Below are 13,070 nucleotides of genomic sequence, written 5' to 3'. Positions count from 1 at the left end.
TATTATTAAGATTTAATCTGACCTATTTATAGTAGATATTGTTTTAGAAAAGCTCCTTTTTTCTACTTATAAAACTAATACAAGTTTTCTTCTTGATTATAGCATGTTTTTGGACGAGGCTGAATAAGTTGTCTTATAGGAGAGGGTAGTCCATGTAATAAGGATAGCTAACATCTAAAATTTTTTGTGTTTAAGGGGTGTGTAGGTGATTCATGAAATGGCATGAGATGAGATCAGAAGAAGTGATGAATTCAATTAATACAGATGTAAAATCAGGGCTAACGGAAAAGGAGGTTAAAAAACGGGAGCAGAAATTTGGACTAAATGAACTTAAAGAAGCTGATCGTCCTTCAGCTATTATTATATTTTTAAGTCAATTCAAGGATTTTATGGTGCTTGTTTTATTAGCAGCAACTCTTATTTCAGGCCTTTTAGGTGAGTATATAGATGCTATAGCTATTATTGCTATTGTTATTGTTAATGGGGTTTTAGGCTTTTTTCAAGAAAGGCGTGCAGAAAGATCACTAGAAGCACTAAAGGAACTGTCTGCACCTCAAGTAATGGCATTAAGGGACGGGGAATGGGTAAAGATTCTTTCGAAAGAGTTGGTACCAGGTGATGTAGTGAAGTTTACAAGTGGAGATCGCATTGGGGCTGATATGAGGTTAATAGAAAATAAAAGCTTGGAGGTAGAGGAATCAGCACTTACAGGTGAATCTCTTCCAGTTCAAAAATCTACTCAACCGATTGCAGGAGATGATGTCGGCCTAGGAGATTTAACGAATATGGTTTTTATGGGAACGTTAGTAACGAGAGGCTCTGGTGTTGGAGTTGTAATTGGTACTGGGATGAATACTGCAATGGGACAAATTGCAGATCTTCTTCAAAATGCTGAAACGATGGAAACACCTCTTCAAAGACGTTTAGAGCAACTTGGAAAAATATTAATAGTTGTTGCTTTATTATTAACAGTGCTTGTAGTTGGTATTGGTGTGCTTCAAGGACATGATCTTTATAATATGTTTTTAGCTGGTGTTTCATTAGCGGTAGCGGCCATTCCAGAAGGACTTCCTGCAATTGTTACTGTTGCGTTATCACTTGGTGTACAGCGAATGATTAAGCAAAAATCTATTGTTCGTAAATTACCTGCTGTGGAGACACTAGGTTGTGCTTCAGTTATTTGTTCAGATAAAACAGGCACAATGACACAAAATAAAATGACTGTTACACATGTATGGTCTGGTGATAAATTATGGAATGTTACTGGAACAGGCTATCATCCACATGGTGAGTTCTTATTTAATGAACAACAAGTTGATGTAGCAAAAACAAAAACACTTCAGCAAATTCTAACCTTCGGCTCTTTGTGTAACAGTGCAGAGATTGTTGAAAGAGAAGGGCAATATCATTTAGATGGAGATCCAACTGAAGGTGCATTAATCGTTTCAGCAATGAAAGCAGGCTTAAAAAAGGAAAAATTGCTACACGGTTTTGAAATTATTGAAGAATTCCCTTTTGACTCTGCACGAAAAATGATGAGTGTGATTGTAAAAGACAAAAGTGGTAATCGTTTTGTCGTGACTAAAGGTGCTCCTGATGTATTATTAGGTGTTTCGACTAATATCTTATGGAGTGAAAGACAGGAAGGTATGACAAGTGATTATAGTAATAAGGTAAAAGCTGCAATAGAATCTCTAGCATCTCAAGCATTACGTACAATAGCAATAGCTTTTAAACCTTTAAAAGCCTCGGATAAAATCAACTCTAGTTTTGAAGCGGAGAAGGGTTTAGTGTTCATTGGCTTACAAGGAATGATTGATCCACCACGACCTGAAGTAAAACAAGCAGTAAAAGAATGCCGAGATGCAGGTATTAAAACAGTTATGATTACAGGTGATCATGTTATAACAGCGAAAGCAATTGCTACACAATTGCAGCTTTTACCAAAAAACGGAAGAGTAATGGAAGGTAAAGAATTATCATTATTATCTGTTGAAGAGCTGGAAGAGGTTGTTGATGATGTTTATGTTTTTGCCAGAGTTTCTCCAGAGCATAAGCTTAAGATTGTAAAAGCTTTGCAAAATCGTGGACATATTGTAGCAATGACTGGTGATGGTGTAAATGATGCACCAGCGATCAAAGCTGCAGATATTGGTATTTCAATGGGGATTACTGGAACAGATGTTGCTAAAGAAGCTTCTTCACTTGTACTTGTTGATGATAATTTTGCATCAATCAAATCTGCAATTAAAGAAGGAAGAAATATATATGAAAATATTAGAAAGTTTATCCGGTATTTATTAGCTTCGAATGTTGGGGAAATATTAGTTATGTTGTTCGCTATGCTTTTAGCACTTCCATTACCTTTAGTACCGATTCAAATACTTTGGGTAAATCTTGTAACAGATGGCTTGCCAGCTATGGCACTTGGCTTAGATCAACCAGAAGGAGATTTAATGAAGAGGAAGCCTAGACACCCTAAAGAAGGAGTGTTTGCTAGAGGATTAGGCTGGAAGGTTATATCTCGAGGTTTTTTAATTGGTATAGCAACGCTAGCTGCATTTATGATTGTTTATTATCGCAATCCAGAGGATTTAGCTTATGCACAAACAATAGCTTTTGCAACACTTGTTATGGCTCAGCTAATACATGTTTTTGATTGCCGAAGTGAAAAGTCTATTTTCGAAAGAAATCCATTTGAAAATATGTATTTAATTTGGGCAGTGATTTCCTCTATAGTTTTAATGTTAATTGTTATCTATTATCCACCATTACAACCGATATTCCATACAGTTCCGATACTGCTAAGAGATTGGTTATTAATACTGGGTATGTCGGCAATTCCAACTTTTTTATTAGCCGGTTCACTTTTAACAAGAAAATCTTCCTAGAATATGATATAATTCATAAGGGGATGACCCAAAAAGTCATCCCCTTTACTTGTTTTTTAAATACTTAGTCTAAAAAATCCTTATTTTCTCAAGGTCGTATTCTTTTTATCCGGTTCTTTACAAGTAGTCAACCCCTAAGGAAACTCATGAATGCTCTAAGGTATAATGGGGATAACTGACAGTAACAAGTAAAGATTAGATAAGTTCATAACTATTATCAGTAAGTCCCATAACTACGCTTGCTTTTAATCCTTATCTAATGAGTTAAAAAGAAAGTGATGTGATACATAATGGTAGTCAGTATGACGGGTTTTGGTCGTGCTAGTAAACAAATAGGATCATGTTTTTTTACAGTTGAAATGAAGTCTGTCAACCACAGGTTTTTAGATATTAATCTTAAAATGCCCAAGCAATTTATGGGAATTGAAGACAAAATTAAAAAAATCATCTCTCAATCAATCAATCGTGGTCGACTTGAGGTTTACATTAATTTTGAAGGTGAGTTTCTAGCAAATAAAACAGTAAAGGTTGATTGGGCGATCGTTGATCAATTTATTGATTCGCTAAAAGAAATAAAAAAACGTTATTCAATAGAAGACCAGATATCCTTAGAAAATATTTTGTCTTTTGGTGCAGGTATTGAGGTTACTGAAGAATCTCTCCCAAGTGATGAATATGAACTAGAGATTGTTCAGCTTATTGAAACAGCAGTTAAGCAATTAGCAGACATGAGAGCTATTGAAGGGCAACAGCTAGTTCAGGATTTAAAGAAGAGAGTTAAAAGCCTTCAAGAGATAACACTTGATCTGGAAAAAATTGCTCCTGATGTTGTTGAGCAATATCGTGAGCGTATCAAAAAAAGAGTTGGAGAGTTTATAACAGGTAATATAGATGAAAATCGTATTTTAACCGAAGTTGCTCTATTTGCTGATAAAGCTGATATAACCGAAGAACTAACGAGAATACATAGTCATATTCACCAATTTCAAGAAACCCTCATAGAGCAAGAGCCTGTCGGAAGGAAACTTGATTTTCTTGTTCAAGAATTAAATAGAGAGGCAAATACGATCGGTTCTAAAGCAAATGATGGACTTATTGCAAAAAATGTTGTTGAATTAAAAAGTATTATTGAAAAATTGAAAGAACAAGTTCAGAATATTGAATAGGGAAACGTTTCATTGATTATAAAAGGGCTTATAAGGCAAAAATAGTTTTGTCCTTAATTAGGGGGAGCACATGTATGAGCATTAAACTAATCAATATCGGTTTTGGAAATATTGTATCTGCCAACCGAATCATTTCAATTGTTAGTCCTGAATCGGCTCCAATAAAGAGAATTATTCAAGACGCAAGAGATCGAGGAATGTTAATAGATGCTACATATGGCCGCAGAACGAGAGCAGTAGTAATTATGGATAGTGATCATATTATTTTATCTGCTGTACAACCAGAAACGGTTGCTCAAAGGCTATCAAATAAAGAAGATCTGTCTGATGAAGGGTAGGGAATAGCAACTTGATAAAAGAAAGAGGCTTGTTAATTGTTTTATCAGGACCTTCTGGTGTAGGAAAAGGGACTGTTAGAAAAGAATTATTTTCTCAGGAAGACACAGCATTTGAATATTCAATTTCAATGACAACAAGAAAGCCACGTGAAGGTGAAGTAGACGGGATTGATTATTTTTTTAAATCACGTGAGGATTTTGAAGAGCTTATTTCTCAAAATAAACTTCTTGAATGGGCTGAATATGTAGGTAATTATTACGGTACGCCAGTTGATTATGTAGAAAAAACATTGAGCGAAGGAAAAGATGTATTTCTAGAGATAGAAGTTCAGGGTGCACTTCAAGTTCGTACTGCATTTCCTGAAGGATTATTTATTTTTCTAAGTCCTCCTAGCTTAAATGAACTCAAAAATCGAATTGTAACAAGAGGGACAGAGTCAGAAGAGCTCATTAACAATCGTATGAAAGTAGCAAAAGAAGAGATTGTTATGATGGATGCCTATGATTATGTTGTTGAAAATGATAATGTTGAATTAGCATGTGATCGAATTAAGGCAATTGTAACAGCAGAGCATTGTCGTCGTGAACGAGTTGCACCTCGTTATAAAAAAATTCTGGAGGTTGAATAAAAATGTTATATCCTTCTATTGATGTTTTAATGAATAAATTAGATTCTAAATATACTCTTGTTACTGTTGCAGCTAAACGAGCACGTGAAATGCAAGAAGAAAGTGATCAACAAATTGCTAAGCCTGTTTCTTTTAAATATGTTGGTAAAGCTCTAGAAGAAATTAATGAAGGACTACTAAATTATAAAAGAGTAGAAAAGTAAAAAATTAAACAGTGAAAAGGGCCTGACCCCTCAATAAATCTGGATGGAAGTGATCTTGGGAACATCTTCACTATCTATTTTTGATTGAGAGGTCTGGCCCTTTGCTATAGTACAAATTCCTAAGCTTTATTGTTAATATACTGTATACTAGGTTGGTTGCTTGTAATTCTTCTAAATTATAGTACCTTTATGGCTACTTATAGAAGATTAAGTCATAAGTAAGGCTTAACATATATCGATGATTAGGAAAGATAGATTGGAAAGGTAGGTGGGTAATCATGATAAACGGTAAGAAGATTTTATTATGTGTTAGTGGTGGTATTGCTGTGTATAAAGCAGCTGCTTTGACAAGCAAGCTTATCCAAGCTGGTGGAGAAGTAAAGGTCATCATGAGTCAGTCAGCAATGGAATTTGTTACACCTCTAACCTTCCAAGCTTTATCTCGTAATGATGTTTATTATGATACCTTTGATGAAAAAAATTCACAAGTTATCTCCCATATAGATCTTGCTGATTGGGCAGATATTGTCCTTGTTGCACCCGCTACAGCAAATATTATAGGTAAACTGGCAAATGGTATAGCAGATAATATGCTTACGACAACACTTTTAGCTTCAACTGCACCGGTGTGGATTGCTCCCGCTATGAATGTACATATGTATGACCATCCTGCTGTTAAAAAAAATATAAAAACTCTAGATGAATATGGATATAAATTTATCGAACCAAGTGAAGGTTTTTTAGCTTGTGGTTATGTTGGAAAAGGAAGACTTGAAGAGCCGGAGAAAATTGTTGATCTTTTAAAGGACTACTTAAGTAAAAAAGAAGGTAAACAAATCTTTAAAGGAATGAATTTTTTAATTACTGCAGGAGCTACTAGGGAAAAAATTGATCCTGTTCGTTACTTTACAAATCATTCTTCTGGAAAAATGGGATATGCAATAGCAGAACAGGCAGCTAAATTAGGCGCGAATGTAATATTGATTTCAGGAAAGACGGACCTCAATCCACCAGACCGTGTGAAAACCATTATGGTTGAATCTGCTCAGGATATGCTAGAGAAAGTGCTTGAATATTATGAGGAAACAAATGTAGTAATAAAATCGGCTGCTGTAGCTGATTATCGTCCTGTTGTAACATATGATAAAAAACTAAAAAAGCAAAAAGATCATTTAACAATAGAAATGGAAAAAACAACAGATATTTTAAAAGAACTAGGTGAACGTAAAAATAAACAGCTATTAGTAGGATTTGCGGCAGAAACGAATTCATTAGAGGAATATGCAAAATCTAAATTAACGAGAAAGAACCTAGACTTGATTGTGGCTAATAATGTAACAACAGAAGGTGCGGGTTTTGGGACAGATACAAATATTGTCACAATGTTTGATCGTAATTTAAATAAGGTGGAGCTTCCACTTATGTCCAAAAGAGATGTTGCAATAAAATTACTAGAAAAAATTGAAACCATGATGAAGGAAGAAAGACCATGAAGTTTGCGAGTATAATTGTCGATGTGCCAGCTATGCAAACAGATCGTGCCTTTGATTATAAAATTCCTGATGAATGGCAAGAACTTATTACACCAGGTATGAGGGTGATCGTTCCATTTGGCCCAAGAAAGGTTCAAGGGTTTGTTATTGAAACAAAAAACCATTCTGATTTTAATCGGTTAAAGTCTATAACTGAATTATTGGATTTAACACCCTGTTTAACTCCAGAGCTGTTACAAGTAGGACACTGGTTAACAGAAAAAACATTATGCTTTAAAATTTCTGCTTTTCAAGTTATGCTGCCTGCTGCAATGAAAGCAAAATATGAAAAAGTAATCAGACTAGCTAGAGATCAAGAATTAGTAAGCTTACCTGAAATGCTTCTTCCATATTTTCAAAAAACAGATCAAGTAAATTTAAAAGATATTGAAAAAACGATTTCACTTGCTTTCATACAAAAACAAATTAAACTTGGTCATTTAGAACTTATCTACAAAGTGAAACAAAAAACGAACAAAAAAATGGTTAAGGTAATAAAATTAAATGTACCAGTAAGTCAGCTAGAACAATTAATTAACGAGTTACCTTCAAATGCAAAAAAGCAAATGGACATTCTGAATTACTTTAAATTAAATTCTAAGAGTCAGATCCAATTACAAGAACTATTGGTGGAAGCAAAAACTTCTGATACTTCAGTTAAGTCTCTCATTTCCAAGGGGGTTCTAATTGAAGAAAGTAAAGAAATCTATAGAGATCCCTATCAAGATAGAAACTTTAAGCAAACATCTTCTCTTCAATTAAATCAAGAACAACAAAACGCGATCGCTCCGATCTTGTCTTCTGTTAAACATTCTCATCATGAAGTTTTTCTTATGTACGGTGTAACAGGTAGTGGTAAGACAGAGGTGTATCTTCAGTCAATTGAGGAAGTATTAAAGAATGGAAAAGAAGCAATTGTGCTCGTACCAGAAATTTCTCTAACACCTCAGATGGTTCATCGATTTAAAGGTAGGTTTGGCTCACAAGTCGCAGTATTACATAGTGGCCTTTCAATAGGTGAGAAATATGATGAATGGAGAAAGATTCAACGCAAAGAAGTTAAACTTGTTGTAGGTGCCAGGTCAGCAATATTTGCTCCTTTTGATAACCTGGGAATGATAATAATTGATGAGGAACATGAATCAAGTTACAAGCAAGAAGAAAACCCTCGTTATCATGCTAGAGACGTTGCAATTTATCGGGCACAGCTTCATAAATGTCCTGTTGTATTAGGAAGTGCAACACCCACGTTAGAAACGTTTGCTCGCTCTCAAAAAGGTGTTTATAAACTATTAACCTTAAAGGAACGAGTAAATAGGCGCTCAATGCCAGGTGTGGATATTATTGATATGAGAGAAGAGTTAAGAAATGGAAATCGTACGATGTTTTCAACTTCATTAATTGAAAAGCTCCAAGATCGGTTAAGTAAAGGAGAACAATCAGTTCTATTTCTTAATAAAAGAGGCTATTCTTCCTTTGTTATGTGTCGTGATTGTGGATTTGTAATACAATGTCAACATTGTGATATTTCTTTAACTTATCATAGACATGGACAAAAGCTAAAGTGTCATTATTGCGGTCATGAGGAACATATGCCAAAGGTATGTCCAGAATGTCAAAGTGAACATATACGTTTTTTTGGTACAGGTACACAAAAAGTAGAGGAAGAGTTGGTAAAGGTACTGCCGGAATCCCGAATAATTCGGATGGATGTTGATACAACAGGAAAGAAAGGTGCACATGAAAAACTACTTACAAAATTCGGAAATAAAGAAGCTGATATTTTATTAGGGACTCAAATGATTGCAAAAGGCCTTGACTTTCCTGATGTTACATTAGTTGGTGTCCTAGCTGCAGATACAATGCTCAATTTACCGGATTTTCGTGCTTCAGAGAAAACCTTTCAATTATTAACACAAGTAAGTGGAAGAGCAGGGAGACATGAACTTCCTGGTGAAGTGATTATTCAAACATATGCCCCAGAGCATTACAGCATTCAGTTGGCTAGCCAATATGAATATGATCTATTTTATGAACAAGAAATGCTATTAAGAAAAAATCACGCGTATCCACCGTATTATTATATTGCTCTAGTAACTGTTTCACATCCAGAAATAACAAAGGTCGTGTCAGTAACTGAAAAAGTCTCACAATTTTTAAGAAGAAATGTTTCAAATGAAACCAAAATTCTCGGGCCTGTTGCATCACCAATACCAAGGATCAAGGATAGATATCGTTACCAATGCATGGTAAAATACAAACGAGAAAAAAACTTGAATGAGACACTAAGGAAAATCATCGAACACTTTCAGCAAGACATAACTTCGAATGATTTATTGATTACAGTGGATTTGAACCCTAGCACGATGATGTGATAATGAATTTTTTAAAAGTGAAGAATAAACACTTGTTAAGATAAAAGATAGTTTGGAGGAGCAGAATTGCCAGTTAGAGAAATAGTTATGTTTCCAGCAGATGTTTTAGAACAACCTTGTAAAGAGGTTACAACCTTTGATCGGAAACTCTCGAAATTATTAGCAGATATGTATGACACAATGATTGAGAATGATGGTGTAGGGTTAGCGGCACCTCAAATTGGTATATCAGAAAAAATAGCAATTGTTGACATTGATGATCAAAACGGCACAATAGAGTTGATAAATCCTGTTATTCTCGATAAACAAGGTGTGCAGACTGGACCAGAAGGCTGTTTAAGCTTTCCAGGACTATATGGTGAAGTAAGTCGGGCTAATTATGTTAAAGTTAGAACATATAACAGAAGAGGAAAAGTCAGAACACTTGAGGCAGAGGGATTTCTTGCAAGAGCAATTCAACATGAAATAGATCATCTGGAAGGTGTGTTATTTACATCAAAAGTTGAAAAATATTTGGATGCAGAAGATTTAGAAAGCACGGAAGGATGACTATTATGACAAGAATCGTTTTTATGGGAACACCAGATTTTTCTGTACCGGTTTTGAAAAGTCTAGTTAATGAAGGATATAATATAGTTGGTGTTGTTACACAGCCAGATCGTCCTAAAGGTCGAAAAAAGGCATTAACACCACCTCCTGTAAAAGTAGAAGCTGAGAAACATCAATTACCTGTTCTACAGCCAGAAAAAATACGAAATGAAGTTGCTGATGTTCTAGCATTAAAGCCAGACCTAATTGTTACAGCAGCATTTGGTCAAATACTACCAAAAGAACTATTGGAAGCTCCAAAGTACGGTTGTATAAATGTTCATGCTTCTCTTCTACCTGAATTAAGAGGAGGCGCACCAATACATTATTCAATCCTTCAAGGTAAGAAAAAAACAGGAATAACAATCATGTATATGGCAGAAAAGCTTGATGCAGGTGATATTCTGACACAGGTAGAGGTTGAAATTGAAGAACGTGATACAGTTGGGTCTTTACATGATAAATTAAGTCAAGCAGGTGTAACATTACTACTAGAAACAATCCCTAATTTATTGGAGGGAAAGATTACACCTATAAAGCAAGTCGATTCACAAGCAACATTTGCTTCAAACATTAAGAGAGAACAAGAAAAGGTCGATTGGAGTAAAACAGGAGAAGAAATATACAATCAAATTAGAGGACTGAATCCTTGGCCTGTCGCTTTTACAATGTTAAACAACCAGGTGCTTAAGCTATGGTGGAGTGAAAAGATGCCAAATAAAAATGATGCAAAACCAGGTACTGTAATTGGTATTGATACAGATGGGTTTGTTGTAGCAACGGGCAATGGAACAGCGATTAAAATCACTGAGCTGCAGCCATCAGGAAAAAAGAAGATGAGTGGAGAAGACTTTTTAAGAGGGACCAATATTTCAGTTGGAGATAAATTACAAAATGACGAATAAAAAGCAAATGAATGTGCGAGATGTTGCAGTTGAAACATTGCTTCAAATCGAGAAAAATCAAGCGTATAGCAATTTACTTTTGAACACAATGATAAAAAAGCACCAAGTTAAGGACAAGGATATTGCCCTTTTAACTGAGATTGTTTATGGAACTTTACAAAGACAAAAAACGTTAGATTATTTTTTAGCTGGATTTTTAAAAAAGGCGAAGAAAATTGAAGCATGGGTGCAAATACTCCTTCGTATATCAATATATCAGATGGTGTATCTTGATCGAGTTCCTGAGAGGGCTATTTTCTTCGAAGCTGTAGAAGTTGCAAAAAAGCGGGGACATAAAGGGATTTCGTCTTTTGTTAATGGAGTACTAAGAACGGTCCAACGTGAAGGTATTCCAGATATTAATAACATCGAAGACCCTATTGAAAGATTATCAATACAAACTAGTCATCCAAAATGGTTAGTAGAAAAGTGGGTAAAGCAGTTTGGCTTCCAAGAAACTGAACGAATGTGTGAAGAAAATTTAAAGGCTCCTACTCAAACAGCTCGAGTTAATAAAATGAAAAATTCTGTGAAAGAGCTTGTACAAATCTTGTCTGAAAATGGGATTGCGGTTGAAAAAGGAGATTTATCAGAGGATGCTATTAAAGGTTTAAAGGGAAATCTTGCATTAACTAAGGCTTTTTCTGATGGACTCTTAACCATTCAAGATGAAAGCTCCATGTTAGTAGCACGGGCGTTAAATCCAATGGAAAATGATCTTGTATTAGATGCATGTGCGGCACCAGGAGGTAAATCTACTCATATAGCAGAACGAATGGGTGGAACTGGTACTGTTCATTCACTAGATCTACATGAGCATAAAGTGAAACTAATTCAACAACAGGCAGAGCGTTTAAATCTTCGAAATATAAAAGCTGAGGCATTAGACAGTAGGTTAGCTGGAGAAAAATTTGAAAAAGAAAGCTTTGATCGAATTTTAGTTGACGCACCTTGCTCTGGTTTTGGCGTTATCAAAAGAAAGCCTGATATTAAATACACTAAAACTGAAGATGATATTTTAAAGCTTGCTGAGCTTCAAAAAAACATTTTACATGCTGTTGCCCCTTTATTAAAAAGAGATGGTGTGTTAGTTTATAGTACATGCACAATTGATCATGAAGAAAATCATGATGTTGTACAAGCATTTTTAGATACTCATCCAGAATTTGAACGTGATATAGCCGTAAAGGATTTATTACCAGAAAAGCTACAGCCGTATTATCAAGACGGAGAGATCCAGCTATTGCCTCATTATTTTGGAACAGATGGATTTTATATAGTATGTTTACGAAAGAAGGGTTAAAATTGGAACAAGCAAAAACAACGAGAACGAAGAAAGACAACGAAGAAAGTAAAGCAAACCCGTCGATTTATTCTTTAGAATTACATGAATTAGAGGATTGGCTAAAAAATAATGGAGAAAAAGCGTTTAGAGCAAATCAAGTTTTCGAATGGCTATATACTAAACGAGCTACAAGTTTTGATGATATGTCAAATTTATCAAAAAGCTTAAGAACATTATTAAATGATAACTTTACGCTTACAACTCTTAAAACACTGATTCAACAAACATCAAAGGACGGCACAATAAAGTTTCTTTTTGAATTACATGATGGTTATTCAATTGAAACTGTTTTAATGAGACATGAATATGGGAATTCTGTTTGTGTAACAACTCAAGTGGGCTGTCGAATTGGATGTACTTTCTGTGCTTCAACTTTAGGTGGATTAAAACGAAATCTAGAAGCTGGAGAAATTGTGGCCCAGGTTGTAAAAGTACAGCAGGCTCTTGATGAATTTGAAGAACGAGTAAGTCATGTTGTGATAATGGGTATAGGTGAACCTTTTGATAATTACGATGAAATGATGTCATTCCTTAAAATCATCAATCATGATAATGGTCTAAACATTGGTGCGCGTCATATCACTGTATCTACAAGTGGTATTATTCCCAAAATTTACAAGTTCGCGGATGAAAAATTACAAATTAACTTTGCCATTTCATTGCACGCGCCTAATTCTGAATTGCGTTCTAAGCTTATGCCGATAAATCGTGCATATAAGTTACCAGATTTAATGGAAGCTATTAAGTACTATGTTGATAAAACAGGTAGACGAGTAAGTTTTGAGTATGGTTTATTTGGTGGAGAAAATGATCAAGTTGAACATGCTGAAGAACTAGCTAGACTTGTAAAAGGGTTAAAATGTCATATTAATCTAATTCCAGTAAACTATGTTCCTGAAAGAAATTATGTACGTACGCCAAAAGAACAAATTACATTATTCGAAGATACGCTTAAAAAGCATGGTCTAAATGTAACAACAAGAAGAGAACAAGGCCATGATATAGATGCAGCATGTGGACAACTACGAGCTAAGGAGCGTAAAGAGGAGACGAGGTGAC

The 13,070-nt window shown here is 35.0% G+C and carries 11 protein-coding genes; all 11 read left to right on the top strand.

The genetic code is table 11. From position 1 onward, the window contains the following. Positions 1–212 precede the first annotated feature (212 nt). The 11 genes from FS935_RS06440 (at position 213) to rlmN (ending at position 13,069) form a co-directional block, all read left to right on the top strand. Positions 213–2,891: a calcium-translocating P-type ATPase, SERCA-type gene (locus FS935_RS06440; protein ID WP_146946758.1), complete on the top strand. Its 2,679-nt coding sequence runs from the start codon at positions 213–215 to the stop codon at positions 2,889–2,891. Between the two features lie 302 nt (positions 2,892–3,193). After that, on the top strand, positions 3,194–4,057 hold the full coding sequence (locus FS935_RS06435; RefSeq protein ID WP_240050833.1) for a YicC/YloC family endoribonuclease: 864 nt from the start codon (positions 3,194–3,196) through the stop codon (positions 4,055–4,057). Between the two features lie 74 nt (positions 4,058–4,131). Continuing rightward, positions 4,132–4,395, top strand: a complete 264-nt coding sequence (gene remA / locus FS935_RS06430) for an extracellular matrix/biofilm regulator RemA (protein WP_146946756.1) — start codon at positions 4,132–4,134, stop codon at positions 4,393–4,395. Between the two features lie 14 nt (positions 4,396–4,409). Beyond that, positions 4,410–5,024: a guanylate kinase gene (gene gmk, locus FS935_RS06425; RefSeq protein ID WP_146947086.1), complete on the top strand. Its 615-nt coding sequence runs from the start codon at positions 4,410–4,412 to the stop codon at positions 5,022–5,024. Positions 5,025–5,026: 2 nt separating this feature from the next. Continuing rightward, entirely contained in the window at positions 5,027–5,227 is a 201-nt protein-coding gene (rpoZ, locus tag FS935_RS06420; RefSeq protein ID WP_146946755.1) for a DNA-directed RNA polymerase subunit omega, read from the top strand. A gap of 278 nt (positions 5,228–5,505) precedes the next feature. Continuing rightward, positions 5,506–6,720, top strand: a complete 1,215-nt coding sequence (coaBC, locus tag FS935_RS06415; RefSeq protein WP_146946754.1) for a bifunctional phosphopantothenoylcysteine decarboxylase/phosphopantothenate--cysteine ligase CoaBC — start codon at positions 5,506–5,508, stop codon at positions 6,718–6,720. Continuing rightward, positions 6,717–9,134: a primosomal protein N' gene (gene priA, locus FS935_RS06410; RefSeq protein WP_146946753.1), complete on the top strand. Its 2,418-nt coding sequence runs from the start codon at positions 6,717–6,719 to the stop codon at positions 9,132–9,134. The genes coaBC and priA overlap by 4 nt, the downstream gene beginning before the upstream one ends. A 66-nt stretch (positions 9,135–9,200) precedes the next feature. After that, on the top strand, positions 9,201–9,683 hold the full coding sequence (def, locus tag FS935_RS06405; RefSeq protein WP_146946752.1) for a peptide deformylase: 483 nt from the start codon (positions 9,201–9,203) through the stop codon (positions 9,681–9,683). A 5-nt stretch (positions 9,684–9,688) separates the two neighbouring features. Next, positions 9,689–10,627, top strand: coding sequence for a methionyl-tRNA formyltransferase (gene fmt / locus FS935_RS06400; protein ID WP_146946751.1), 939 nt, complete (start codon positions 9,689–9,691; stop codon positions 10,625–10,627). Beyond that, positions 10,617–11,969: a 16S rRNA (cytosine(967)-C(5))-methyltransferase RsmB gene (gene rsmB / locus FS935_RS06395; RefSeq protein WP_146946750.1), complete on the top strand. Its 1,353-nt coding sequence runs from the start codon at positions 10,617–10,619 to the stop codon at positions 11,967–11,969. Before fmt ends, rsmB begins: the two co-directional genes overlap by 11 nt. A gap of 2 nt (positions 11,970–11,971) precedes the next feature. Then, positions 11,972–13,069 carry a dual-specificity RNA methyltransferase RlmN gene (gene rlmN, locus FS935_RS06390; protein WP_439116622.1) on the top strand — a complete coding sequence of 366 codons (1,098 nt, stop codon included), beginning with the start codon at positions 11,972–11,974 and terminating at the stop codon, positions 13,067–13,069. The last annotated feature ends 1 nt before the right edge of the window (position 13,070 follow it).

Origin of the sequence: Metabacillus litoralis, assembly GCF_007994985.1 — a bacterium.
In the GTDB taxonomy this organism is placed as follows: domain Bacteria; phylum Bacillota; class Bacilli; order Bacillales; family Bacillaceae; genus Metabacillus; species Metabacillus litoralis.
Note: the sequence above shows the minus strand (reverse complement) of the source record. Positions and strands in the feature narration are given on the sequence as shown.

Bases quoted from the DNA above. Each gene is read 5' to 3' on its own strand.
- FS935_RS06440 (WP_146946758.1), top strand. From the start codon at position 213: ATGAAATGGCATGAGATGAGATCAGAAGAAGTGATGAATTCAATTAAT.
- FS935_RS06435 (WP_240050833.1), top strand. From the start codon at position 3,194: ATGACGGGTTTTGGTCGTGCTAGTAAACAAATAGGATCATGTTTTTTT.
- remA (WP_146946756.1), top strand. From the start codon at position 4,132: ATGAGCATTAAACTAATCAATATCGGTTTTGGAAATATTGTATCTGCC.
- rpoZ (WP_146946755.1), top strand. From the start codon at position 5,027: ATGTTATATCCTTCTATTGATGTTTTAATGAATAAATTAGATTCTAAA.
- coaBC (WP_146946754.1), top strand. From the start codon at position 5,506: ATGATAAACGGTAAGAAGATTTTATTATGTGTTAGTGGTGGTATTGCT.
- priA (WP_146946753.1), top strand. From the start codon at position 6,717: ATGAAGTTTGCGAGTATAATTGTCGATGTGCCAGCTATGCAAACAGAT.
- fmt (WP_146946751.1), top strand. From the start codon at position 9,689: ATGACAAGAATCGTTTTTATGGGAACACCAGATTTTTCTGTACCGGTT.
- rsmB (WP_146946750.1), top strand. From the start codon at position 10,617: ATGACGAATAAAAAGCAAATGAATGTGCGAGATGTTGCAGTTGAAACA.